Here is a 24,406-nt window from a genome sequence, read left to right on the forward strand (position 1 = left end):
ATTTTTTCACTCCGCCAGCTTAACGGAAATTTTTAGGATCTGGCCCTTTCTAAATACAACGATGGAGACTCTCTGGCCTACTTTAGAAGCTCTGATCTTAGAGACCACGTCATTCGCGTTCTTGATCTTTGCTCCGTCTATCTCCAGGATTACATCTTCTACATCGATACCTGCTTCTGCAGCGGCACTACCATTCTGCACTTGACGAACAAATGCACCTTCCGGTCCGGAAAGTTTGAGTTCCTTAGCTGTCTCTTCAGTGAGATCGTCTAACGCGACTCCCAATCGAGCACGTTTGACTTTTCCGCCTGATTTTAATTCTTCTACGATTGCCTTAGCTTCGTTGATAGGGATCGCAAAGCCTAAACCGATCGATCCACCGCTTGGAGAAACGATCATACGGTTGATACCAACCACTCTTCCGTTGATGTCTAAAAGTGGTCCTCCTGAATTCCCTTGGTTGATAGCAGCATCTGTCTGGATATAATGAACTCCGGAATTATCGATACCGCCTCTTCCTACTTTGGAAATCACTCCAACTGTCATAGATTGTTCCAAACCGAATGGAGCGCCAATCGCGATCGCCCAATCTCCCACTTTTACTGCGGAAGAATCTCCAATCTCAATAGGTTGAAGATCCTGGTTTGCATCCACTTTCAGAAGTGCAACATCTATCATCGGATCTGTCCCGATCAACTTAGCGGAAACGGGTTCTTTTACATTCTTAAAAACTACTTTAAATTTATCGAAATTACGAACTACGTGATCGTTAGTGAGAATGTATCCTTCTTTGTTTAGGATAAAACCGGAACCTAGTCCGCTCACTTTTCTTTTCTGATTTCTTACTCTACCCTGTGGTCCGTAAAAAAATTCCTGAAACGGATCTGAGTATTGAGGAACATTGACTGTTCCTTCGGTAGCGATCAACACAACGCTTGGAGAAACGTTTTCGTAAACTTCTTCGAATGCTTTTTGGATGGAGACTGCTGCTTTCGCAGATGCACTTGGCTCTCTATCTGATTTCGCGTTTAAAAATAAAGCGCTGTCATTTCCTGTTCCGCAATACAAGATCGGAGAAAGGATCACTCCGGCCATTACGGATATGCCTATCACCAGGAAATTTTTGAATCTGTCGGTTTTTTTCATGGATTCCTGCCCTCGGGAATGGGATTCCGGTAGATGAGCTTTCAGCATTCGAAGCAAAACTACTCATGTCAAGTGGCTTTCCAATCCAAACGCATGGCACAAATACCCGGATTTTACGTTTTTGAAGGTTTGGACGGAAGTGGTAAAAGTACCCTTTCTGTCCGAGTCTTAGACCTTCTCACCTCCAAACATGTTCCAGCAATTTGTTTTGCGGAACCAACTCGGTACGAATCCGGGCTCTACTTGCGAAAATTTTTAAGCGGAGAAGTAGAACTGTCTCCAGAGAAACAGATCGAAGCCTTTTTGGAAGATAGAGAAGTTTCTCTCCAAAGGAATATTTTACCTTCACTCTCCCAAAAAAAGATCGTACTACTCGATCGGTACATGTATTCCACCGCTGCTTACCAGTCGGGGGAATTTTTTTCCGCAAGAGAGATCCTGAAAAAGAATTTAGACAGAGGATTTCCGGAACCTGAAAAAGTTTTTTATCTGGAAATAGCGCCCGAAGAAGCTTTGGCGAGATTGCAGGGAAGAGATACTACAAAGGATAGATTTGAAACGATCAGCGCTTTGACTAAGATCAAAAAAGCTTATGAAGAAATTCTTCCGGAGAATACCGTCCGTTTAGATGCAAAACTCCCAACGGAAGAATTATTAAAATTAGTAACTGAAAAAATCTCTTATTGAACTAAGGATTGCTTCAGAGTTTTTAAGGTCTCTTCGTGGATAGAAGCTTCTTTGTCCAGTTGAGCTGCAAGTTCCACTAACTTCTTCTTTCGAGCCTGGGAAGAATGATGTTTCGGTTCGGTAGAAGCAAGCTCCCTCAGATGGATCGCCTCATTCCTTTTTTTCTTGGAAAGATTAGTCAGGTATTTTTGGAGCGCTTCTTTTTGTTCTTGGGTGGACAAAGTTTCCACCAGTGCCTTTTCGATCAGTTTTGTTTCCTCTTCTGCGGAGAAGGAAGAAACTGCAAATGGAAACAGGGATAGAATTGAAATTAGCCCGACAAGTGATTGGATCTTCATCTTGACTCTCTTTGATTTGTTCTAAGGCCGATCTGTATATTTGGTCCGGCCAAACTCAATTGTTTAGAAAGTACCAATCCTGAATAGCAAATTTCTATGTTCTGAAATTCTTAGAAAATCTGGCCTATATCTATAAATAGTTGGGAATCTTCTCTAGACTTGGCATAATCGATGAGTATAACTGTGGCCTGGTTCCAGATAATTCTCAAACCTGTTCCGTAAGAAAATTTATAACCTTGGGTGCTGATATCATGATATCCGTTCCATACTCTACCGAAATCATAAAATGGAACAAGACTCAAAGTGATCAATTGATCCCAAAATTTGAATGTTCCAAATCTCCAACGGATCTCTAAATTTCCGAAACCGATCATAGGAGCGATAAATCTTTCCTGTCTATAACCGCGTAGAGTTTGTAGACCACCCAATCCGTTGATCGGTCCGTCAATGGACCACATATAACGATATTCTGAAAAAGGAACTTCTCCTTTTGAATAATGAAGACCTGCTCTTCCCGCAACCACAAGTTCTTCGAAAAGTTTCGGAAAAGGCATATAGAAAAATTTGCCTTGAGTAAAAAATTTCTCAAACTCAAAATCCGAACCGGCACGTTTGGAAGAAGAAGAATAATTCATCTCCAATAGAACACCTGAATCAGGATCCGGTTCGAAGTCCCGAGTATCGTAAGCAAGTCCGATGTGGATGTAATTTACATTTCCACCATGATAACCATTGATAAGACCTGCTTGGTAGTCTTTGGTTAGTTTAGAAGTCCCATTCGGATAGGAAGAACCCCAGCCGGTTGAAGGATCTCTTGCTACGGAATAATAATCTCCGTTAGTCGCAATTCTTCCATTCGGATAATCATAAGTGCGAATGATATTCTGAGAAAACTCAGGAGCCACAATCCAGCGAAATGCCCCCCAAAAAGTTTTATCCACCGAAAATGTAGCAGTAGTAGAACGAAATTCGTAAGTATTATACAAAACATTACTTTCATACGGATATATAGATCCTGGAGAAGAAGGTCTGCGATAAGAAAGTGCATCTTCAAGATCGGAGAAGCTGCCTCCATTCTTCAATTCGCCTGTAGGTTGGTTCCGATCCCTATATTGGATTTCGCGTAACGTGTCAGTCCCAATCCCGAAATACTGAGAATTCTTGTTCGTGCTATAAGAAACACTTGTTTTCAATCTATAAGCAGTATCGAAAAGAAAAGGACTATCAAAAGTGAACTCATAATAGTCTGCACCTTTTGTAGTCTTATAAGCCTGAGCGCCGAATCTATATTTGTAAGGTTGGAATTCGAAATAAGGATCGGAACGATTTCCGTTCTGGTATAAAAATCCCCTCGCACCATAGCCTTGTCCTCTTACAGGATCTTCCGAAAAAACGGGAAGGCCAGTCGCATACCAACCGTTCCTTTTTTCTTCCAACTCTTGTTTGGAAAGACGTTTGGATTCGCTCAGATCGATTGCAACCTTCTCCCCTTCCGAAAAAATCGAAATCGGGAACAATATACAGGCTATAAAAAAATGCCGAAGAGAAAACAAATGCAGCCGCCTAAGGGCAAGTTGAATAAGAGCAGTAAAAAGTAAGCTAAAAACCTTTGAAACCCTTCAGACAATTATGCAAAATCCCTCCCCAAGGAATCAGATTGACTGCTTTGGCAAGTCACAAAAACTCACCAACATACGCACCTATAGCTCAACGGATAGAGTACAGGCCTCCGGAGCCTGGGGTCCGGGTTCGAGTCCCGGTAGGTGCAAAATTCCCAACAGACAAATCATTGGACTCGAAGCGAAAGCTGGAAAGCGATCTTAGCGACCCATAGGGAGCGTGAAAAGATCGCGCGCGAAACACAGGATGTGTTGAGCCCAGCTTGAGACGCCGTGGAGCCAAATCGAGCAGGATGCGAGATTGCGTAACGGCGAGTCCCGGTAGTTGCAGTTTATAGCCAATTCTCTATCTTTAACTCTTTAATCCTTTTGAACTCTTTTTCATTATTAGTCACAAGGATATGATCATTGGAAATAGCCTGAGAGGCTATTAATAGATCGAAGGGACCGATCGGTTTTCCCGATTTTTCCAGACTGAAACGTATTTTAGCAGTGATCGCAGATGAATTGCTATCAAAAGGCAAGATATTCAAATATCCAATGAAATCGGTTAACGCTCTTCTATTCTTCTCTTTATGAAGGCTTTTTTCGACGCCAAAATATAATTCAAATTCCGTAATAGAAGAGATATAGAGATTCTCTAAAGCTACTTTCTTAAATTTCTTATAAACCGAATCAGGTCTTTGATTTATGATATAGATGCAAATGTTCGTATCTAAAAGATACTTATTCATATAGGATCGCGCCTATCATAATCCTTAGGCTGATCCCTTTCTATTTTAAAATCCGTGGAAAACTCATTTAGAGAATTCCAAAGTCTATCGACAGCCTCCTGAATAGGAGTCAATATAACGACTTCTCCTTCCTTATGAATATAGACTTCTTTGCCTTTAAATCTATATTCTTTCGGAAGACGAACTGCCTGGCTGTCTCCATTTTTGAATATTTTAGCTCGATTCATATATATATATACTAGAATATATATTTTAGACAATGTCAAGACCTTTCAAAGAGAAGGTATATTCCCAAAAACTATGCGACAGCGATGCGAAGGGCTTTAGTCACGAAGTGACGAGGGCGACTGCCCGAGCCCGCAGCAGCGCGGTCCGAAGGAGTCGCCCAGCCCTTCCCCACTATAAAACACATTCTAAATGTGACCAATTAGTCATTTTTTCTTGACATTTCTCATGACTCTTGTATATCACACTCTCTAAATATAGAACACGGAGAGAAAGATGTTCCTTCCTAAAGCTCCCCCCTATGATGCCTTGGCCTGGGCGAAAATGTCGTTCGCGGACAGGGCCCGTTTGTCCTGCCAAGCCTGGGCAGTCCAAGGTTACGGTTCCCCTCTCGGAGCGTATATCATATATGTTTTAAAGATCGTAGGCTATATCGCGGGTTGGATCTATTTCTGCTCTTTTAGTCCAGGGCTCGGGACATGGGGAACTATCTCTTGGTGGCTTGTTCCGGTAGCTTTTCAAAAAGCAATCGTATGGAGTATGCTATTCGAAGTTTTGGGACTCGGTTGTGGAAGTGGTCCGTTAACCGGAAGATATTTCCCTCCTGTCGGTGGGTTCTTATATTTCTTAAGACCTAAGACCACCAAAATGCCTTTATTCGAAGGCGCTCCTATCATTGGAGGAAGAACTAGAGGAATTCTGGAGATCGTAGCTTACGCTTCAGTTTTGGTTTATTCTATTCTATGTTTGATACATCCTGCTCCAGGTTTCGAACAATTTTTACCTATCATCATTAGCTTAGTCATTGCAGGTATATTAGATAAAACTGTTTTTCTTGCAGCAAGGGCGGAACATTACTGGGTAACGATAGTTGTATTTGCATTCGCTCAGAACTGGATCGCAGGTGCGATGATTGTCCAACTTTCGATCTGGTTATTTGCGGGGTTCTCCAAACTTAATGCACATTTTCCGAGTGTAGTTTGTGTAATGGCAAGTAATAGTCCATTCACTCCTTTCTCTTGGTTCAGAAAGGCTATGTACAAAAATTATCCGGAAGATCTTCGTCCTTCTTCTACCGCTGTTGCAAAAGCGTACATGGGGATCGTTTTAGAGTTAGGAACTCCTATCGTTCTATTTACCGCGATCATGACTGGTTCTCAAACTGTCCTGATCGTTGGATTAACGATGATGGTATTCCTACATACTTATATCACTAGTAACTTCCCGATGGGAGTTCCGATCGAATGGAACTTCTTAGTAGTTTACTCGGGCTTCTTTTTGTTTAGAGCAAATCCAACCATTACTCCTTTCCAATTAGACTCCGCACCTGTGGCAGCGTTCTTATTCGTGTTCTCTTTCTCTCTTCCTTTGATCGGGAATATCAGACCGGATTGGATCTCCTTCCTACTCGCAATGCGTTATTACGCAGGAAATTGGGCGGTTAGTGTGTGGATGTTCAAGGATGATAGTTATAAAAAATTAGAGAAGCTAACCAAAACCTCCGGATGGCTATACGACCAGTTGGATATGTTCTACGAAAGAAAAGTATCCGTAGGATTAGTGAGTAAAGTAATGGCATTCAGACTCATGCACTTGCACGGAAAGGCATTCCAAAAATTAGTGCCAAAGGCAGTTAAGAATTTTGAAAAGTACGAATGGGTAGAAGGTGAACTGATCGCAGGAATGGTAGTAGGCTGGAACTTCGGAGAAGGTCACCTTCATAGCGAACAACTGCTTAGATCCGTACAAGCTCAATGTGGATTCAAGGATGAAGAGCTACGTTGTATCTTCATAGAAGGACAACCATTAGGAAAATCTACTATTAACTATAGGATCCACGACGCAGAAAAAGGTCTGATAGAAGATGGAAAGATTGAAGTTGCCGATTTGAAGGAACTCCAACCTTGGCCGACTAAATAATGGATTTCAGCTCCGAAGAATATGATATTTGTATCATAGGATCCGGCCCGAACGGATTGGCTGCCGCCTCCGTTCTGGCGGGGTCCGGACTTTCAGTTTTAGTACTGGAAGCTTCGGATACGATAGGAGGCGGTTTACGAACTAAAGAGTTAACCTTACCTGGTTTTCATCATGACGTTTGTTCCGCCGCACATCCTATGGGAATTTTATCCCCTTATCTAAAAACACTTCCTTTGGAAAAACATGGACTCAAATGGATAGAACCGGAAGCTTCCGTGGCCCACCCCTTGGACGGAGAATCCGCAGTTCTTTTAAAACTTTCTTTAGAAGAAACCGCGGAGAATTTAGGCTCGGATAAAAAGTCTTACATAAAACTGATCTCTCCATTTCTAAAAAATCCGGAAGGACTTTTGTCTGACGCGTTAGCTCCTCTTGGTATACCAAAACATCCCTTTTTATTGGCGAGATTCGGATTATTAGGTCTCCGATCCGCAAAATCGATCGCAAATTCTTGGTTTAAAGAAGAAAGAGCAAAGGCGTTATTTGCAGGCTGTGCCGGACATTCTATTTTTCCTCTGGAGAAGTTCTTAAGCGGAGCACTCGGACTTTTGTTTTCTTTGACTGGACATGTTCGTTCTTGGCCAGTAGTAGAAGGCGGTTCCGCAATGATCGCAAAATCTTTGGAATCTTACCTAAAAGGGTTCGGAGTGAAGTTCCAAACAAACTATAAAGTTTCCAGTCTATCGCAACTTCCTAAGGCAAAGGCAATTCTTTTTGACACAAGCCCGGACCAATTAGGATCAGTTGCAGGAGATATATTATCTTCTTCTTATATTAACAGGATCTCTTCTTACAAATACGGTCCCGGAGTATTCAAGATGGACTGGGCATTGGATGGACCAATTCCTTGGAAGGACCCTCGCTGCCTGGAAGCATCCACGGTTCATGTAGGCGGAAAACTTTCCGAGATCGCAAAAGCTGAGTCAGAAGTCTGGGCGGGGAAACATCCGGATCGTCCTTATATGTTGGTAGTTCAACAAAGCCAGTTTGATCCTACGAGAGCACCGAAAGGAAAACATACTGGATATGCGTATTGCCACGTGCCTTCCGGCTCAACAAAAGATATGACTGGAATTTTAGAAAACCAGATCGAAAGATTCGCACCCGGATTCAAGGAACGGATATTAGCCAGACATTCTATGAATACAAAGGAATTTCATTCTTATAATTTAAACTATGTGGGTGGAGCGATTACCGGAGGAGCGGCAGATCTTCCCCAAGCTTTTTTTAGACCGATCGCAAAAATGGATCCGTACACCACTCCAAATCCTCATATATATATTTGTTCCGCTTCCACTCCTCCAGGAGGAGGAGTGCACGGGATGTGCGGATATTACGCAGCCAAAACAGTATTAAAAAAAATTCATAAACTAAAATCGATTCGTTATTAAAAATGAAATTAGAAACTTCCGGGTCCAGAAGACAGGACAATAAAACAAAAAATAGGAACGCGATCTTAAACGCAGCCAGAAGGGTTTTCGCGACGATCGGATTCGAAGCATGCTCCACAAGGGAAATTATCCGAGAAAGTGGTCTCGCTCAAGGCACATTCTATAATTATTATAAAGATAAAGAATCCGTAATGCAGGATATTGCGGATGAATTAGCGGAAGGTATCAGAAAAGGGATTAGAGAAGCCAGAGCGAAAGCGGAAACTCCTTTGGCTTTCTTAAGTGACGCTTACTTTGCGGTCTTTCATGTGATGATGCAAGATAGAATTCACTTGGATCTATTGACCAGGAACAGGGATATCATTCGAGGTTATCTTTTCCAAGGCGGTTCCATGACTTACATCTTGGAAGAATTGGATAGCGACTTGAAAAGAATGGTGGAGTTAGGAGGTTTTCCAGCGCACCCAATCCGGATCACTTCAGTAATGATGGTGGCAGCCGGCTTCGAAGCAATGGTACTTTTGGCAAAAGAAGACGGCTACAATCTCAGAAAATTATCCGATTATCTAGGCCTTCTTTTCCAAGGAGGGATTACTAATGTTTCGAGGGTAATCCAGGAAGATAGGGAGTTGCAGGGAGGTTAAGCCGTTCAACTCCCGCTATTCGAACTTTTGCCAATATTCTTATCGAGAAACATATCGTTCGGGCTTAAACGGCAAGTTCGATTGGTCATGTATGTAGTAAAAGAATCATAATCCAATGCAACTCCTAAAAATTGGATCACTTGAGCGCAATTGTCTACGTCCTTCTTTTTATAATATTTGGATTCATCTAAATTAAAGACTGCCTCGTCTATAAAGGAAGCCAATATAACTTGTGTAGCCACAAAAGAATCCAACTGCGATCCTGTATAACCTTGATCAGTAAAATAAGCGTTTGCTGTCAAATAGTCTCCAATTTTTGCTGCGGCTAACAATTTATTCTTAGCAACGTCTCCCTTATAAGCATCAGTTAATCCTAATGTATCTACTGCGACACAGTTCGCGATAGAAAGAATAATCAGCATTGTCATACAGATTCGTTTCATTGTTTTCATTTACCTTTGTTGATTTAAGTTTATTGTTTTTGATTTATTTTACAAACTCGCAACCTGGCTTATCCATCTGCAAAGGAGAAGACTCTATAGAGAATAAAATTCGATCTCCCTTGGTATATTTTATGTACTTATTAGGATCGATTTTTTCTTCCGTTAAAGTTTCAGGATTTCTAAAATGAATGCGAGCGGATTGACCAGGTTGCAGCTCGACAAATTTCGTCATACTCCCGCTGCCAATATTCGAACGATTGCGATTATAGCTAAATATTGAATAGTTATACTTTCCAACAGGAACAGGTATGTAATATTCACAACCTGAAATATAATTGAATCTAGGATCAGATTTAACAATAGGAGGTAAACTTTCCCAATTTGAATAAAACTTTTTCCAATACCATTCTTCAGGTTGTAAACTACGGTTTGGCAACCAATCGTTCTCTAAAAAAATCGTAAGATAATAAGTCTTTTTATCTCTTTCCGAAACAAAGAGACCGGGTGGAAAATATTGAGATTCAGGTCCAAGATCTGGAAAATTAAATCTCAAGTAAGTGCTATCAAAACTTTCTATATCCCAATAATTATAATTTGGACCAATCGGACCGCAGAACGAGCCACTTGCAAAACTCCATATAATTAGGAAGCGAATGAGCATTCGTTCATAATGAAAACCTAAACTACCCATTAGAGACTTCCCCCGCAAGCCCCATGAATAGCTCCACCGGCTGTATAGATTGTACTTAAATATTTTATTCCCGTGTAATAGGAAATCGTATCTAATACGATACTTCTCCAGTCCCCGGTGATTGCACTTTTGGTTGTGCCTGCCATACCGATCCAATACAATGCATCTGCACTGAGAACTTGAGAAATAGCAGGTATTCCCAGAGCAGGTAATCCTGCGTAACCCGCAAATGCGCCAACCGCAGCTACCTGTCCAGCTACGGAATAACAAGCAGCGATCCGAGCATTCTTCTCATCCCAATGTATATTATTAAAACTTGATTTAGAATATCCACCTGCTATATATCCTTGTAGAGTGAAAGGAGATAGTGTAGCACCTGCGAGCCCTAATCCAACCCCAAGCCCTGTGGATGCAAGAATAGGGATAATAGCACTCACAAGTAGAGCAGTTCCGACTGCAACGGCAAGGGCTGTAATTACCAAAACGGACGCGACCGCCAATGCTCCAAGAGCGACAAGCACTGCGGCTCCTGCAGCGGAGGCTGCCGAAGCTGAAACCAAAGAAGCAGCTGCAATCCCTGTAGCAGCAGCCACAGTTGCAACAGTAAATCCTAATGTAACTGCAGCTGCACCGGCCAAAGCTGCCGCTCCGATAGTAGCTCCTGCCAAAGTAGTTGCAGAAATCGATCCTATAGAGGAGGCACCTAAACCTAATCCCATTAAACCTACTGAATTCATTGCGAGGATCGTAGCTACGGCACTTGCCCCCATCCCTGCTCCTAACGCCAATGCAAGCCCGGTAGCAGCTGCAGTTGCCACACCCATAGAAGCCACAGCCCCCGCTCCCAAAGCAGTTCCGATTACTCCCATCGGGTTCAATGCCATGGCAATACCTGCACCCGCATCGCTCCAACGCTGAGAACTTACGTAAAGTGCATTACTGAAGAATGTACTTAAGGAAAGATTAAAGTTCAAGAATCCGAGTCCGTTCCTTTCCAAGAAACTACTCAAGATACTGTTACCGCTTGGATCCGTGTATCTGATAGGATTTCCTTCGGTATACATGTACAGGTCCATTCCCATTGGTCTTGTTGTATCCATGACCGAGTCTGCCTGCAAAAATCTCCCGATAAGAGGATCGTAATATCTTGCTTTGAAATAATAGAGACCTGTTTCTTTATCTTCTTCTTGTCCGTTGTATTTATAACGGAACACGTCCGGTCCGGAGGAATCGTTTCTTTGGATCTCTCCATATGGTTTATAAGAAATATGTGATGCTCCTCCCTGATCTCCGCCGGCAATCCGGTTTCCATTTCCGTCCGTTGCCATCGTGATGGAACCTAAATGATCAGGATGAAGGAATAAGAAACCACCTACAGGAAGTCCTGCTCCAGAGCCAGATCCTCCGGGTTCGTAAGGACTACTCACATTCGGAGTATTTGAATCGAATTGAGGAGGGACTAACCAAGGCGGATTTCCATTACCGCCAGGCATTAGAACGGAACAGTTTGAAAAAGAAACGATCAATACAGGAGAAGTGAACTTTAATACAGATCTCCAAAGTCCTTCTTTAAAAGAAAGAAGTCCGAATCCTAACCCTAATAGGATCGTTATATACAAAAATCCTAAATTAGTTCCGGGAACTAAGAATAGATATTTAATTCCTCGGATAGAATTATCTTTTGCCACCCAGGCTAATGTCTTCCAAGTAGTTTCTAATCCGTATATTCCGGAAGAAATACTTTCTCCTTGGTAACTTACAAGTACAGCATCCGTTCTGGTCCATTGTGCCACCAGATCTCCTGAGTTTCCTCGGAAGTATAATGTATGTTGAGTTGATTTTCCGGGAGAGATCGAAACCTCATACAATCCTCCTAAGCTGATTATCTTACTAGAATCGCTGGATCTAGTTTTTCGGATCCTGGTTCCTGAAAAATCGTAATCGAATCGAATGCTATCCTGGTCTTCAGTTTGGATCTCTTTTAATTTCTGGAAAGGATTGTAATGAAAACTTTCTCCGTTCCTGGAGATGATATTCCCGGAACCATCATACGAATATTGATAAGAATTATTTTGCCCCGTTACCTTTGTGACCGCATTCTTATGAGAAGGATTTTCATAAGAATAGAATAAATTTCCTTTTTGAAGTAATTTTCCGGAATCTGAATATGTATATTCTTCAGTCCCGTAAACTCCGGAAGCTGACACTAACCTATTGACTGAATCGTATTGAAAATTTTGAGTTCTAACCGGGTTCTTTTTATCCAAAATAGAAAGATAATTTCCGAACTGATCGTAATTATATTCGATACTTTGGTAAATTTCAGTATCTTTAACCGAAACAAACCGACTAGGCCTACGCTTTATTAAATCATAATATATGTCCGTTCTAACACCGTTCCCCAATTGTCTTTGGATCTTAAGCTCTCCATCCTCTAAGATAGGGCCTTGGTATTGAACAATAGGAAAATCAGAACCGCTTCCGTCCCCGGGAGTTAAAGTGATCCCGGAAAGAAATCCCGCTTCGGAATATAAATTTTTTGCGATACTTCCATCGGGATAGATAGTCTCTTCTATCTGGTTTTGTTGATTATATTTTTTACGGATTACAAACTCTAGATCTTCCTCCGGTAATTTTTTTACGATTAGGTTCTGGTTCCCCTTTAGATCATATCCAAACTCCGTAGTTCCGAGCGGATCCGTAACCTTGGTCAATCTTCCGATCCCGTTCTCTTTTTCAGGATCATCATATTCATATGTATAATATATCGGCCCGGTTTCGGGAGAATCTCCTTTGACCTGAGAAACTCTGCCTAAGCTATCGTAAATGTATTGGATATTAGAACCGTTTTGATATTTCTGCTTAGATAATTTTCCTGAATTAGGATCGTATTCATATTCTATCTTGCCTGAATCAGGATTGATAACCTTGGTCTTTCTTCCCCCAAAGTCCGTCTCTATCGATGTGGTCCCACTTTCAGGATCTATAATCTCAGAAATCCTTCCTGCGGTATCATATGAATAATGTGTGGTCTTTCCTTGCTGCGTAGAAGAAATTACCTGACCGAGTGTATTTTTCTCTTCAACGGTTTCCTTAATTAGATTTCCGTTAAGAAGTTCCCTGGTTTTGGAGATCAAACCTGTAGTTTCAGATTCGATTACAGTGCCATCGTTTCTTTCACTTTTAGTTTGGTTCCCTTCCTGATCATATGTATAATCCGTCCAGGAAAAAGGATTGGATCCTTCCAGGTATGGGTCGATTTTTCTGATTACCTGGCCTTCCAAATTCCGACGAGTCTCCTCGACCAGAACGGTTCCGTTTACCAGGCTACTTCTTCTTTTAGAGACTTTGGTAATATTATTACTCAAATCTTCCTGCCAAGTCTCTCCATTACTTCTGCGGAAGATTTTTCGGACAAGCTGATTCTCTAGGTCCCCGGTGTTTTCATATTCGATTTTTTCGGACCAGTCGCTTTCCCCCGGTAGATAACTTTTTGACGGCCTTCCTTGAGAATCGTATTCCGTTCTGGAAATTCCCCCGTTTTCGTCAGTGCTGGATAATTCTAAACCGTTCGAAAGATCGTAGGATTTTAAGGCGACCTGACCCAATCCATTGGTCATCTTAAGGGGAAATTTATGTAGAATATTATCATATTCTATAGTGATCAAATTGCCGTTAGACTCTTTTACAAGGCTCGGATTCCCATATGAGTCGTAAGACTGAATTGCCTCAGTTTTCCAAACGCCGGGGTTCATCTCTTCCTTCACCGCAGATATTTGAAAATTAGAATATTCTATTACTCTATGTGAGACTAACTCTCCATTCTTCAAAACTTGAATATCTATAGGTTTTCCGAGTACACCCTCATTCCAATCATTCAGATAGGAGACATTTTCACTGGCCGTGGCACCATTGATACTCGTATCTTTTTGGACAATATTCCCGTAACTATCATAAGTTTTAGTTACTGTAGAAGATTGAAACAATTGTCCTCCACGATATACATTCTCTAAACTATCCGTTTCTAAGATCTGTATTCCACCGTTCGAGGAGAAAGATTTTTGGAAGTTCTTGCAAGATTCCGAAAGTTTGATCCCATTTCTTGATCTTACTTGAGCTGTAGGAATTCCAACAGACTCTAAAAAAGAAGAATCATATTTCGTTTCCGTAATAGAGCTGGAGATCGTATTTTTCTCCTCTATCTTCTGGAACCCCAAATATCCGGAATTTCTAAACCCACCTCTATAAAATCTAGAGTAGAAATACTTATACGAATTTTCCCCAAAGACCGAGGAACCTGCCTTCTGAGAGAGTTTAACTGTGAGAAAATCAGGAAATACTAAAGGAAAAATTTCAGGATGACTTGGATCATATAAACTCAGACCATTTGCAGTCGGGTGATCTTTAGAAAGAGAATATTCCAACTGGACACTTACATTTCCGTCGGAAACATAAGAACCGTTTTCGATCTTAGTCAAAATCCCTGCAGGAACTTCGGAACGAAATCTCAAAAGATGTAATTCTAAATTGGACTCGTAAGGAAACTGACGATAGCCGACTGTATTCACAAATGGAATACTGGAAGCCACTGAATACTGCAGAGGTCTTTTATCTCCATTCAACCCTAACAGCTCAGGCTTACCATCCTCATTGATATCCAAGGGTAAAAGATATCCTCCAGTCACCCAGGATTCGTCCCCGTCAGCGGAATAAAACAGATTTCCATCGGAGTCCGTTTTAGAATATGAGACAATCAACTTAGATTCTGAAGAATCATATCGAACAAAGTCGGATCTTCCGTCGCCATTTAGATCGATGAATTCTTTTCTATTCCTCCAATTAAAATAGGCATTATCCGAGGAACTTCCGGAGATGTTTGTAGAAGGAAGATAATCTTTCAGATCTATGGAAATTTCATAATATGTAATATTTGTAATGTTTACAGAAAAATTCCGAATAGTTACGGTTTGAGGAAGAGAATCCGAATCCTCATTGTCAGGTTCTTCCGTGGTGCTCACGTTTGCTCTGAGAATATCAGGAACTCCGTCTCCGTTCAAATCCTGCGTAAAATCCTGATTCCAATACAAAGAAAAACCGGGAAGATAATCGGAAGCGGAAGTATCGTAAACCTCTATCGTAAAATACGGATTTGAAAGATCAGAATAATTATAAGTAACCTTATCTCTGATCCCATCCCCGGTAAGATCAATTTCAACATATACCTGGCTGGAAGAGGAGGAGTTTTGTTTTTGTTTGGAAGGAAAAGCACCATTCACACTTACCGTTTGAAATGCAGCGCCTCCATTCGTTCTAAACTTTCTTCCATCAAATGGATAATAATGAATGATTCCTTGGCTTGTAGCTCCTGAAAAAAATGCAAAATCAGGATAACCATCTCCATTTAGATCTGAAATGAATTGGTCTCCATCATTTCCGAAAGATGATCTGGAAATTTCGGTTTCCTCCAATTCGATCAAATTTCCATTCTTAAAATCGTAGAATGTTAAGATCAATCTTGGATCGGAGGTCCCGCTGATCCTTAACAAATCAGGGATCCCGTTTTTATCCATGTCCACAAGTCCTTGGAAAGAACTTCCTGGATCTGTAATATTCAATAATTGTGATTTTTGGAAACCCGAACCTGTAGAAAGATATATTTGGATTTTGGTGGAAGTTTTTGCCTGTAAAAAATCAGTCTTACCATCACCATTCACGTCCGCCAAAAAATGCGATGGTTTGCTTTGTTGTAAATTTTCTGCAATCAGTTCGGAATATTCTACCGAGCTTAGATCCGGACCGTAATACACGATACCCTTGGCACCGTTCGATTTCAGAACTAAGAAATCCGTTTTACCATCTCCGTTAAAATCTCCGGGAAAAATCCTTCCCTCAGTGGTGACTCCGATCGGATTTCCTTTCGGCTCTCCGCTCACTGAGATCGGATCTAAGTTTTCAGTATCCCAAGAAGAAAGCTTAGAAACAGAAAATCTTTGGCTGTCCATATTTCCCAAAACGCGGACCATTTCAGGACTTCCGTCTCCATCAACATCCGCAGGAACTGCAAAAGACATTTCCACTCCGTTTGTGCAAATATCCTGATAATTCTCTATTCCAATCTGGCAAAGAGAAGGAGCGCTGTATTTACTTGCAACTATACAACCCCAGTCTGCAGTACAGGCGCAGAATGCAGCAGTAGTCTCGCAGGCGGACTTTACACTCGGATCGGAAGCTCTATAAGAATTTTGGAATGTTTTTCCGGAAGATTGGACATATTGGGCCTGATTGGACCGACTCGAATAAGAAAAAACGATTGGTTTATAATTTTTGCGATGAAAAGAAGAAAGAAACGTCTCTCCACCTACAATATCATAATCAAATTCGTAGACTTCGCTTAAATTTTCCGAACCTGAAGGATCTTTTGCATATACTTCAACTTTTTCTAATCTTTTCTTGCGAGAAAGTGATTTGGTCAGAGAGAAAATTTTCTCTCCGAATCTTTCAGAGTGATCCTCATAGATAAAAAGTATCCTGGCATTTCCTCTGGCATATATGATCTCTTTTGGTAAAACATCTGCAGATTGTAAATTTTCAGGATCGTATACAATATCATAACCATTTCCGAATCTATCCCTTACCTTATCCAAATAAAATGCGATAGGCACTCCATCGCTATCTAATCTGGAATTTGAACCTCCGGAAAAATTTTTGCCGTATTCATAAATAATCCCGTTTTTATCTCGGACCTTCCAAACGGAACCATCGAATTCAGCTTTGGAAAAACTTTCAAACTTGAACTTATAATTCCCATTTGTATCGAAAATCATCTCACCAAATTGAGAAGATGTGTATCCATCAGAAGATACAAAATGAACTCCCAAGTTTGGATTCTTTGAGATCTGAGGAAATCCACCCAAGGACCAACCTTTCCCTAAGATCCCTGAACCCGAACCGGAATATTGTATATTGATCGCAGGAACTATATCGCCGGTTCCTGGAGGAACTTGGATAGAAAGTGAAAACCCCGGTTTACCGTAAGAATTTACGCTAACGTCCGGAAATGGAAGAGGGATCTCGGTCTCTAATCCGAAGAATGTGGAGAAGAAGGAGTAAATCGGGCGCAGGGGATTCCAGGCTAAAAGCAGGATTGCACTACAAAATATAAGAATTACATAATATCTTCCGGTCTTAAACATTAGCTTGCCAAATCCTTCTGTAAATTTTCCGGATTTTTTTCCGGAAGGAATTAGCCGAGCTGTGAGCGATTCACCTAAAGGTGATTTTTATATCTAAGAGCACTTACACGTTTAAAATTTCCAATGTCAAACATAAATATCCCATTTTAGGATATTAAAGTCACAATATTCACATTCTTTTTTCAAATATCCTGAATTTGGATTCACGTTATTTGTATATTTTGGAATCCGGAATCCAGATTCCGCAAGAATTCTATCATTTAAAGAAAAATAAAAGATCACCAAAGGAACATACAATATTTAAAATATACTAAATTGGGATATTTTAATCGAATTCAAAATAATTTTCTTTCTTTTTACTCTAAGAAGTCACATCCCATCCATATAAGGCTCGGTCCTAATCTCTATTTCGACCTTCCTCATTTGAAATCTATTTATGTTTAAAAAGTTTATATTCGTTTTTTACGGGATCTTCTTCTTCCCTTATTATCTTTTCTCCTCAGAAATATTATTCAAGAATGGAGATGCTTTTATCGCGGAAGAAGTCTCGGAAGAAGCGGAATACATTCTTCTTTCCTGGAAGGATAAAAAATACAAAATCCCCAGGTTGGAACTCCAACGAATAGATCCCAGAAAGAAGGGACCTGATTCTTCATATCGATATTCGGAATTCAAACTAACCGACGGAACCCAGCTTAAAGGTATCTTGATCGAAAAGAAGGAGAACAAACTTATCTTAAAAACGGAACTTGGTTTTGTTGAATTAGAGAAAAGTAAAATTCCATCTCAAAATTTTGAGGAAATCTCTTCCGAGTCCCCTATACTCCCGGAGAAATACATATTAGAAACTTCTAAACAAAGAGAATGGAGGATCGGATTTTTCGGTTCCGGATATTATTCCTTGGGTGTATGGGCGCAGGCGTTTCCCCTCACATATGGAGGAGGTGCATTTTTAGAAAGAGATGCAAACTCTAAGTTTTGGTTCTATGGGCTCTCTTCCGAGGCATCTATCGGAAAGGGTAAAAACGGAAACCTAAGTGTATGGAGCCAATCTGCGTATTTTGGAAAATATTACGGAATATCTTCTCCTTATTGGCTGCTCGGATCCGGTTTCAGCAATACAGCCCGGTCCGGAGACGAAAAAACATCTGCGATCAATCCGGATCTAATTTTTGAATTCGGCTGGAATTGGCAGATTGAATCCGGATCTTCCATCCGAATAGGTATCCGTTCTCAATGTAGCATAGAAGAAGGTTCTAATTTTTGCAGATCCGGATTTAAGTTCTCTTGGGGGTTTTCTATATGAGAAGAATATATTCTGTTTTTATAATTTTCTTTCTAACCTTACATTTTTGTCTCTGCACAGCTTCCGGCCTCTCTGAAATTTTAGGAGAAGAATCTGCCAGGGCGGAATTTGCATTTGTAGCTAAATTAAGTCCGAATTCCGCAGTTTTTTCTTGGAATTGCTCGAAAGCCTCAAAAGGTACGATGTATACGAACGATGGGATCTTTCCTAACGTCCACTCTTCAAAAACTCATTTTTCAGAATGGAAAAACTTAAGTCCAAATACATCTTACAAAGTGATTTTAACCTGTGGATCACAAAAGTTAGAAGAAGGTAGTATTTTAGAATTTACCACTTGGATCTCGAATGATCCTCCAAAAACAAGAGGGATTTGGATCTTAGGAGGAATCGGGAATGACGGACTTCCGATCAGAGAAGTGGATCTATTCGATCCCGTGACGGATATTTGGTATTCTTCCATTACATATGTTCCAACTCCTCGGGCATTTGCCTCTATCGTTCATCATAAAAATAAAATATATGTGATCGGAGGAATGGAGAATGTATCCGGAACTTATGTTTCTTCTTCCAAGATAGAAGTGTATGATCCTTATGCGGATCTATGGGAAACAAAGGCTTCTTTGCCTTCCGGTTCTATCGGAGCGGTGGCAGGTTCCGTTGGAGATGAGATCTATATTCTCTCCGGATCTAATTCTACGGATATGACAAATGGCCCGGTATTTAATACAATTCTAAAGTTCTATCCGGAGCTTGGAACAAACGGTCAATGGATCTCTTTTTCTTCCGCATCTACGATATTCAGCAGAGTGGATATGTCAGGTTGCGCGATCAATGGTGTCATTTTTTATACTGGTGGTAGGACTTACAACAGCGGAAGCGCAAACTCAAGCACCGATGGTTTTGCTGCTTCTGCAAATACCACTACTTCTTTCAGCGAGCCTAGTTTGGGAGAATCCAAACATGGGGGAGGAGGAGTTTGTATTTTACCTTCTTCCCAAGATCTTTTTCCCGCAGACGGAGTTTACTTCGCAGTTGTAGGAGGTTCAACAGGTTCAGGAAATGTTTTCCAACCAGCGACTTCTATTATTCCAACAAATCGAACTGAGTTTTACCAATTAGGTTCTGGCTCCTTTTCTCTAGGCCCGAGTCTTCCTGCTTCTCTTTATTTTCCTGCAGCCCAAACTTCTTATGAGACTCGTAAAATTTTCTCTTTCGGCGGAGCTTCTTCCATTAATATTCCTGAAGATACTGTGTACTTTTTAGATTCCGGAAATCCATTGGGTTCTGCTTGGGTAACTCACACTTTGCCTATGCCTAGAAGAAGATATGCTCATAAAGCGGTTCGGATCGACAGATGAGATTACTGTTTTCGGAATCTGCAGTTTTTAGAATATTCGCATTTTGTATTCTTCTACTCTCTCCTTTATTTTTACTTTCAGAAGAAGATTCGTTAGAAGATAGATGGATTCAAGAAGGAAACATTCTATTGGAATCCGAACAATTTGAAGAAGCTGAGCTATTAGCTAATTCCATTTTAGAATCGGATCCCTCCAACTCTAAGGCAGAATTTATACTAACCCGGGCGTGGATCGGAATCGGCAAAGAAGAAAAGAAAAAAGGAGATTTCTTAAAAGCAAAAGAATATTTTGAAAAGGCCTACGAAAAATGGCCTCTGAATGAAAGTATCCGAAAGGAGCTTTCAGAGTTGAATGAGGCTCCTCGTCAGTATAAAAGATCGCTTGCGTCATTTAGAAACAATTCTATCTCACAAAGTGCATCCAATAAAAGCATAGAAGATCTAACGATTAGTATGAACGTTCTACGCTTAGAAATTGAAAAACTAAAAATCGAATTAGAAACAGAAAGATTAGAACGAACGAATGAAAACGGTTGGAATTGGACTTATTTACTTTTAGGAATACAAATCACAGTCTTATTTGCAATATTTAGAAAAATATAATATTCAGACCGGCCGGCGGAACTCTCTAAAATCTAAGCACTAAACGCAATTCCTCTTTCTGCTGCGATCTCTCTAGCAGTTTTACCGTCCTCTGTTTTTAGTTCCGGATCTGCACCTTTGTCCAATAGTAAAGAAACAATCTGTTCATTTCCTTGTCTTGAGGCTGCGATATGGAGCGGAGAAAAGCCGCCATCTTGCGTAAAATTAGGATCCGCACCATTTTCCAAAAGTAATGCAACGGCATCCGCTCTCCAAGAAGCAACAGCAGAATGTAATGCAGTATTACCGATCGATAATTTACTTTTGGATTTAGCGTTTATGTCCGCTCCCTTCTCCAACAAATATTGGATAATAGAAAGTCTTCCGAAGTGAGAAGCGAGATGTAAAGGGGTCCAACCGTCAGGACTATAAGAATGAACGATATTTGGATTGGAATCTACGAGTTCTTTAACACGATCTGAGTCTCCCAAAGCGGCCGCTTCGAATAGATTGAGCGGAATTCCTAAGGTAAGATATGAATTTACTATCTCCTCTTTGCCGTAATAGAGAGCGAATAGTACAGGAGTGATCCCTTCCGGATTTTGTTTAGAAGCAAGATCCGGATTTTCTCTCAATGAATAGATAACTTGGGCTTTATGACCGGTAGCGATCATTTGGAACATATCGGAACTCAAATGTTAGGCCTCCGAAAAACAACGAAGGATCATCCATTCTTTTAAGGCTTTGTCAATCCGGTTTCGACCTTACGTAAAGAATTCTATTGGAATTATTCTTTGAGCTGTATCAAGTCGAAAGGTTGGAGGTCCACGGAGATCGGTGCAGGAGTTAAAAGTCGATTGTCTCTCGTATCGAACATCGTAACGCCAGGCTGAGTGAATTGAGTATTAGAAACGTAAAGTATCTCGTCGTCCGCAAGCAGGATTGTGGTCAAACTCGCATCATAAGAAGAAGGGATAAAAAGTAAACTTGCCAGTTTCTGACCTGTGCTTGGATTAAATACTTGTAATGTTTTATTGAAAGAAGCATCCAGAACGCTTGCATAACCCAATTGTTCGTCTTTGATCTGTACTCCAAGTATATCCCCGCCCGCAGCAGTTTCCGGAAATAAAAAGCCCGAGCGAAAAGTCCGGGTGGAAAGACGAAATGCCACTACCCCACCGTCAATCTGGCTTAAAAAACCCATTCTATTTGCTGCGGCAAAGACCAAATGAGTCTCTCCGAAAAGTTCCAACATCTGCGGTTTGCCCACAGGATTCGGCACCGGAAATGTATAAGTAGAAATAATAGAATCTGTTACAGTATCTATCTCCAACAGAAGCGATCCCCAAGCCCCCGGAGGAAAATATCCGCTCGGATCATTTCGATCCAATCTTTGTAATACTACAAAAAGACTGGTACCTACAATCTGCATTCCGGACATTTCAGGTAGATTATCAGGAATTGCGCTTGGTTCAGAATATCCACCTAAATCGATCTGTCCTAAATTCGCTCCAGTTAAAGGATGAATAATCCTTAATATTCTAGATCCATAAAGTGATACATATGCCTTGTTTTGGCCTACAATCGCAATGTCCGTAGGATTTGTCCCGGCCCCCATGGACCATTCCGCCACTGTTTGGAAACCGAAATCCGGATCCAAAACTTGGATACTATCCCTATTTAAACGATTTAGAATATACACTCTATCATTTCCGAATCTGGCAACAGCATCGGAATGAATAGGTGTCAATCCGGGATAAGAAAGAAGAAGCTCCGGATTTAAGACCTTAAACCTTCCTCCACTCGCAAAATCAGTAGTAACAACTCCGATATTATTCGGAAGATTTGGAGTTAAGAATAGAGTGTATAAAGGTGGTCTTTCAATATCACCGCAGAAGGAAAAGAAGATAATGAAGAAAGGAAGAATGATACGTGTTTCGAATCTCACTTAAAACCTCCCACTCAAGGTGATAAACCAATTTCTTCCCGGCAAAGGATATCCTACAATATCCTCCACTCTCTTATCTCCCATATTCCTAAGATCTATGCTTAAGAGCAGTTCTCTGGGAGTCTTTTCTCCTTTTTTACTAGGATCTTCTTCTTCAGGAGAAGTATATAGTACAAGTGTAAGATATGCGTTCCAAATCTGACGTGCAGGTTGGTAATTTACATATTCGTTTGTCCTATCCTTGAAGACAGCTCCCACATATACACCTTCAAACCCAAGTTCCCAGGTTTTTCCTCTGTATGCGATCGTTCCTGAGATCTCATGTTTTGGTCGAAGAGGAAGATATTTACCGTTCAAATAAGGTGCAGGAGAAGTGTTAATCGCTTCCTGATAAGTATATTCTAATAGAAATTTCCAGCCTTTGTATTCGGTTTTATGGGAAACTTCCGCGCCATCAATTCGTGCAGAGTCCACATTTTCTGGTCTCAAAGTGAATTGAGAATTCGAAATGAATAGGATCATATCCTTGATCCTTTTCCTAAAATAGGAAATTGTAATATTAGATTTAAGCTCTCCGTTTTTATATCTTCCTGTAATACCTGCGTCCCCATTCTCACTTCTTTCAGGTTTAAGAGAATCGTTCGCGATGATCGTTCCGACTTCTCCGAATAATTCTAGGAAACTTGGGATCCTGTATTGCCTTGCGATATTGGATTTGAATTCCAAAGAATAATTTTCTTTTTCCCAAAATCTCCAGAGAAGTCCTGTTTTAGGATTCGAAAACTCGGTGGTTTTTACTGCAGAAGCGAACGGGTCTTGTTTTCTATACCAAGGTTCGTCGGATTGGAATTTATCCCTGTAAGAGTCCCAGGAAACTCCAGGAGTCAGAACTAACTTTCCGTCCAAAAACCGGAATTCGTCCTCTACTTGAAAAGTTGTGTAGGTCCTTGTTTTTCCGGGTTCGTATTTAAGATCTATATTTTGAGGAGTACTTCTGGATCTTTCAAATGTTTCTCTTTCTACCCCTGCATGGAATTTCAAAATTTGATAATATTCTAATAAATAGAAAGTAGGAGTGACCTGGAACCCGGACTGTCCCATATGCGCAGTCGAGTTAGGAGTTCCTTTTGAAAATTCAGATTTTGGATCGAATAGATCGTCGTTCGTAAATGAAGTAAAAGTCCGAGTTTCTAATCTTAATAACCCATCGAATAAACCCTTTGTATCCGTTCCCAAAGAGGATGTATTTCTAAGATATCTACGATGGACTTGCTGGGTTTGGTTACTTGCAGGTCCAGGAATCCCGTGAAATCTATAATTGAGATCATTCCAAAATTTGATCTTGGTAGCTCCGATATCCCCGCTAAGTCCGATCATACCGGAAGTCCTTTCGTACTCCGCATTTCTTCTTTTGTCAATCGTGTCGTCCAGTGGATTGACAAGCACGGTCCCGTGATTATTTAGATAGGAAAAGTTTTGGTCCGATTTTTCTCCCAACAAGAACACGCTAGTCCCGATCCCGCCATAAGTTCCTGTATGCGTTATGCTACCCTTTCCGGTATTAAAACTCCCTGCTCCGATATTAACACGAGTTTTAGGAGGGCCCGATCCCGTTCTTGTGACTAAGTTTACACTTCCACCGATCGCTGAACCGGAAAAGCCGACAGGAGCACCACTTCTATATACTTCTATACTTTGTAGATTATCGAAGGGAAGATCCGCGAGGTTTACTTCTCCTCCTTGCGCATTATTAAAAGGAACTCCATCTATAAAGATCCTGGTTTGGTTCGGGTTCGTTCCTCGAAGAGAAAGAGTAGAATAAGAACCTAATCCTCCATATCTTCTAATCCTAACCCCTGCTTCTCTTTCTAAAACGTCCGGAAGGTTCGTATAACGTGCATTGTATTGGTCCAAATCGATCGAAGTCTGAAAACCTGTTGGGTTTTTTCTGAAATTTTCGGGTTGAGAATTTGAACTGGTCTTCCCCACCACTTTTACTGTGGAAGTTTCGGTCTTCTGGGATTCTTGGGAAAATATTTGGAAGGAAAATAAAAAGAGCCCTAGATGAAGTATCTTACCGAATCGTTTGGGTCTTTTATACATTGAGGCCTTAACTCCCGAA

Annotated in this window: 18 protein-coding genes and 1 tRNA gene; 8 read left to right on the forward strand and 11 right to left on the reverse strand. The window is 40.9% G+C overall.

What is annotated here, in order from left to right; genetic code table 11:
* Window positions 1–6 precede the first annotated feature (6 nt).
* Entirely contained in the window at window positions 7–1,146 is a 1,140-nt protein-coding gene (locus tag CH352_RS14745; protein WP_165780178.1) for a S1C family serine protease, read from the reverse strand.
* A gap of 93 nt (window positions 1,147–1,239) precedes the next feature.
* Between CH352_RS14745 and tmk the strand changes: the two genes are divergently transcribed.
* Entirely contained in the window at window positions 1,240–1,833 is a 594-nt protein-coding gene (gene tmk, locus CH352_RS14750) for a dTMP kinase (RefSeq protein ID WP_100706977.1), read from the forward strand.
* On the opposite strand, the gene CH352_RS14755 is transcribed toward tmk, so the two are convergent.
* Window positions 1,827–2,171 (reverse strand): LIC10421/LIC12816 family protein, encoded by a 345-nt coding sequence (locus tag CH352_RS14755; RefSeq protein ID WP_100706773.1) that lies wholly within the window; start codon window positions 2,169–2,171, stop codon window positions 1,827–1,829. The two genes, tmk and CH352_RS14755, sit on opposite strands and share 7 nt — an antisense overlap.
* Window positions 2,172–2,281: 110 nt before the next feature.
* Window positions 2,282–3,724, reverse strand: a complete 1,443-nt coding sequence (gene omp85 / locus CH352_RS14760) for an Omp85 family outer membrane protein (RefSeq protein ID WP_100706772.1) — start codon at window positions 3,722–3,724, stop codon at window positions 2,282–2,284.
* 143 nt (window positions 3,725–3,867) lie between these two features.
* Between omp85 and CH352_RS14765 the strand changes: the two genes are divergently transcribed.
* Window positions 3,868–3,939: transfer RNA gene (locus CH352_RS14765), tRNA-Arg, on the forward strand.
* Between the two features lie 183 nt (window positions 3,940–4,122).
* Here the strand turns inward: CH352_RS14765 and vapC are convergent.
* Both vapC and vapB read right to left on the reverse strand, forming a co-directional pair.
* Window positions 4,123–4,524, reverse strand: a complete 402-nt coding sequence (gene vapC / locus CH352_RS14770; RefSeq protein WP_100706771.1) for a type II toxin-antitoxin system tRNA(fMet)-specific endonuclease VapC — start codon at window positions 4,522–4,524, stop codon at window positions 4,123–4,125.
* Window positions 4,521–4,751 (reverse strand): type II toxin-antitoxin system antitoxin VapB, encoded by a 231-nt coding sequence (gene vapB, locus CH352_RS14775; protein ID WP_100706976.1) that lies wholly within the window; start codon window positions 4,749–4,751, stop codon window positions 4,521–4,523. Before vapB ends, vapC begins: the two co-directional genes overlap by 4 nt.
* Before the next feature lie 274 nt (window positions 4,752–5,025).
* Between vapB and CH352_RS14780 the strand changes: the two genes are divergently transcribed.
* From CH352_RS14780 to CH352_RS14790, 3 genes are read left to right on the forward strand one after another with little or no spacing between them, the layout of a single operon-like run.
* Window positions 5,026–6,669 (forward strand): DUF3556 domain-containing protein, encoded by a 1,644-nt coding sequence (locus CH352_RS14780; protein ID WP_100706770.1) that lies wholly within the window; start codon window positions 5,026–5,028, stop codon window positions 6,667–6,669.
* Window positions 6,669–8,120: a phytoene desaturase family protein gene (locus CH352_RS14785; RefSeq protein ID WP_100706769.1), complete on the forward strand. Its 1,452-nt coding sequence runs from the start codon at window positions 6,669–6,671 to the stop codon at window positions 8,118–8,120. Before CH352_RS14780 ends, CH352_RS14785 begins: the two co-directional genes overlap by 1 nt.
* 2 nt (window positions 8,121–8,122) lie before the next feature.
* Window positions 8,123–8,764 (forward strand): TetR/AcrR family transcriptional regulator, encoded by a 642-nt coding sequence (locus CH352_RS14790; RefSeq protein WP_100706768.1) that lies wholly within the window; start codon window positions 8,123–8,125, stop codon window positions 8,762–8,764.
* A 5-nt stretch (window positions 8,765–8,769) separates the two neighbouring features.
* Here CH352_RS14790 and CH352_RS14795 read toward each other — a convergent pair whose 3' ends face one another.
* Genes CH352_RS14795 through CH352_RS14805 form a run of 3 tightly spaced genes read right to left on the reverse strand, consistent with a single transcriptional unit; the run spans window position 8,770 to window position 17,091 of the window.
* Window positions 8,770–9,207 carry a TIGR04452 family lipoprotein gene (locus CH352_RS14795; RefSeq protein WP_100706767.1) on the reverse strand — a complete coding sequence of 146 codons (438 nt, stop codon included), beginning with the start codon at window positions 9,205–9,207 and terminating at the stop codon, window positions 8,770–8,772.
* 43 nt (window positions 9,208–9,250) lie between these two features.
* Window positions 9,251–9,898, reverse strand: a complete 648-nt coding sequence (locus CH352_RS14800; RefSeq protein WP_100706766.1) for a hypothetical protein — start codon at window positions 9,896–9,898, stop codon at window positions 9,251–9,253.
* Window positions 9,898–17,091 (reverse strand): RHS repeat-associated core domain-containing protein, encoded by a 7,194-nt coding sequence (locus CH352_RS14805; protein ID WP_100706765.1) that lies wholly within the window; start codon window positions 17,089–17,091, stop codon window positions 9,898–9,900. Before CH352_RS14805 ends, CH352_RS14800 begins: the two co-directional genes overlap by 1 nt.
* Before the next feature lie 436 nt (window positions 17,092–17,527).
* On the opposite strand from CH352_RS14805, the gene CH352_RS14810 reads away from it, so the two are divergent.
* Genes CH352_RS14810 through CH352_RS14820 form a run of 3 tightly spaced genes read left to right on the forward strand, consistent with a single transcriptional unit; the run spans window position 17,528 to window position 20,357 of the window.
* On the forward strand, window positions 17,528–18,397 hold the full coding sequence (locus CH352_RS14810; RefSeq protein WP_100706764.1) for an LA_3334 family protein: 870 nt from the start codon (window positions 17,528–17,530) through the stop codon (window positions 18,395–18,397).
* Entirely contained in the window at window positions 18,394–19,755 is a 1,362-nt protein-coding gene (locus CH352_RS14815; RefSeq protein ID WP_100706763.1) for a Kelch repeat-containing protein, read from the forward strand. Before CH352_RS14810 ends, CH352_RS14815 begins: the two co-directional genes overlap by 4 nt.
* Window positions 19,752–20,357, forward strand: coding sequence for a tetratricopeptide repeat protein (locus tag CH352_RS14820; RefSeq protein ID WP_100706762.1), 606 nt, complete (start codon window positions 19,752–19,754; stop codon window positions 20,355–20,357). Before CH352_RS14815 ends, CH352_RS14820 begins: the two co-directional genes overlap by 4 nt.
* A 32-nt stretch (window positions 20,358–20,389) precedes the next feature.
* Here CH352_RS14820 and CH352_RS14825 read toward each other — a convergent pair whose 3' ends face one another.
* The 3 genes from CH352_RS14825 to CH352_RS14835 form a co-directional block, all read right to left on the reverse strand.
* Entirely contained in the window at window positions 20,390–21,019 is a 630-nt protein-coding gene (locus CH352_RS14825) for an ankyrin repeat domain-containing protein (protein WP_100706761.1), read from the reverse strand.
* A 104-nt stretch (window positions 21,020–21,123) separates the two neighbouring features.
* Window positions 21,124–22,284, reverse strand: coding sequence for a YncE family protein (locus CH352_RS14830; protein ID WP_100706760.1), 1,161 nt, complete (start codon window positions 22,282–22,284; stop codon window positions 21,124–21,126).
* Window positions 22,285–24,387 carry a TonB-dependent receptor gene (locus CH352_RS14835; protein WP_100706759.1) on the reverse strand — a complete coding sequence of 701 codons (2,103 nt, stop codon included), beginning with the start codon at window positions 24,385–24,387 and terminating at the stop codon, window positions 22,285–22,287.
* Between the last annotated feature and the right edge of the window lie 19 nt (window positions 24,388–24,406).

Origin of the sequence: Leptospira hartskeerlii (assembly GCF_002811475.1) — a bacterium.
Taxonomy (GTDB): Bacteria; Spirochaetota; Leptospiria; order Leptospirales; family Leptospiraceae; genus Leptospira_B; species Leptospira_B hartskeerlii.

What these genes read in the sequence shown, in the direction of transcription:
- CH352_RS14810 (WP_100706764.1), top strand. Translation starts at nt 17,528, where the DNA reads ATGTTTAAAAAGTTTATATTCGTTTTTTACGGGATCTTCTTCTTCCCT.
- CH352_RS14780 (WP_100706770.1), top strand. Translation starts at nt 5,026, where the DNA reads ATGTTCCTTCCTAAAGCTCCCCCCTATGATGCCTTGGCCTGGGCGAAA.
- CH352_RS14835 (WP_100706759.1), bottom strand. Translation starts at nt 24,387, where the DNA reads ATGTATAAAAGACCCAAACGATTCGGTAAGATACTTCATCTAGGGCTC.
- vapB (WP_100706976.1), bottom strand. Translation starts at nt 4,751, where the DNA reads ATGAATCGAGCTAAAATATTCAAAAATGGAGACAGCCAGGCAGTTCGT.
- CH352_RS14820 (WP_100706762.1), top strand. Translation starts at nt 19,752, where the DNA reads ATGAGATTACTGTTTTCGGAATCTGCAGTTTTTAGAATATTCGCATTT.
- CH352_RS14825 (WP_100706761.1), bottom strand. Translation starts at nt 21,019, where the DNA reads ATGTTCCAAATGATCGCTACCGGTCATAAAGCCCAAGTTATCTATTCA.
- CH352_RS14795 (WP_100706767.1), bottom strand. Translation starts at nt 9,207, where the DNA reads ATGAAACGAATCTGTATGACAATGCTGATTATTCTTTCTATCGCGAAC.
- CH352_RS14800 (WP_100706766.1), bottom strand. Translation starts at nt 9,898, where the DNA reads ATGGGTAGTTTAGGTTTTCATTATGAACGAATGCTCATTCGCTTCCTA.
- CH352_RS14755 (WP_100706773.1), bottom strand. Translation starts at nt 2,171, where the DNA reads ATGAAGATCCAATCACTTGTCGGGCTAATTTCAATTCTATCCCTGTTT.
- CH352_RS14745 (WP_165780178.1), bottom strand. Translation starts at nt 1,146, where the DNA reads ATGAAAAAAACCGACAGATTCAAAAATTTCCTGGTGATAGGCATATCC.
- tmk (WP_100706977.1), top strand. Translation starts at nt 1,240, where the DNA reads ATGGCACAAATACCCGGATTTTACGTTTTTGAAGGTTTGGACGGAAGT.
- vapC (WP_100706771.1), bottom strand. Translation starts at nt 4,524, where the DNA reads ATGAATAAGTATCTTTTAGATACGAACATTTGCATCTATATCATAAAT.
- CH352_RS14785 (WP_100706769.1), top strand. Translation starts at nt 6,669, where the DNA reads ATGGATTTCAGCTCCGAAGAATATGATATTTGTATCATAGGATCCGGC.
- CH352_RS14805 (WP_100706765.1), bottom strand. Translation starts at nt 17,091, where the DNA reads ATGTTTAAGACCGGAAGATATTATGTAATTCTTATATTTTGTAGTGCA.
- CH352_RS14815 (WP_100706763.1), top strand. Translation starts at nt 18,394, where the DNA reads ATGAGAAGAATATATTCTGTTTTTATAATTTTCTTTCTAACCTTACAT.
- CH352_RS14790 (WP_100706768.1), top strand. Translation starts at nt 8,123, where the DNA reads ATGAAATTAGAAACTTCCGGGTCCAGAAGACAGGACAATAAAACAAAA.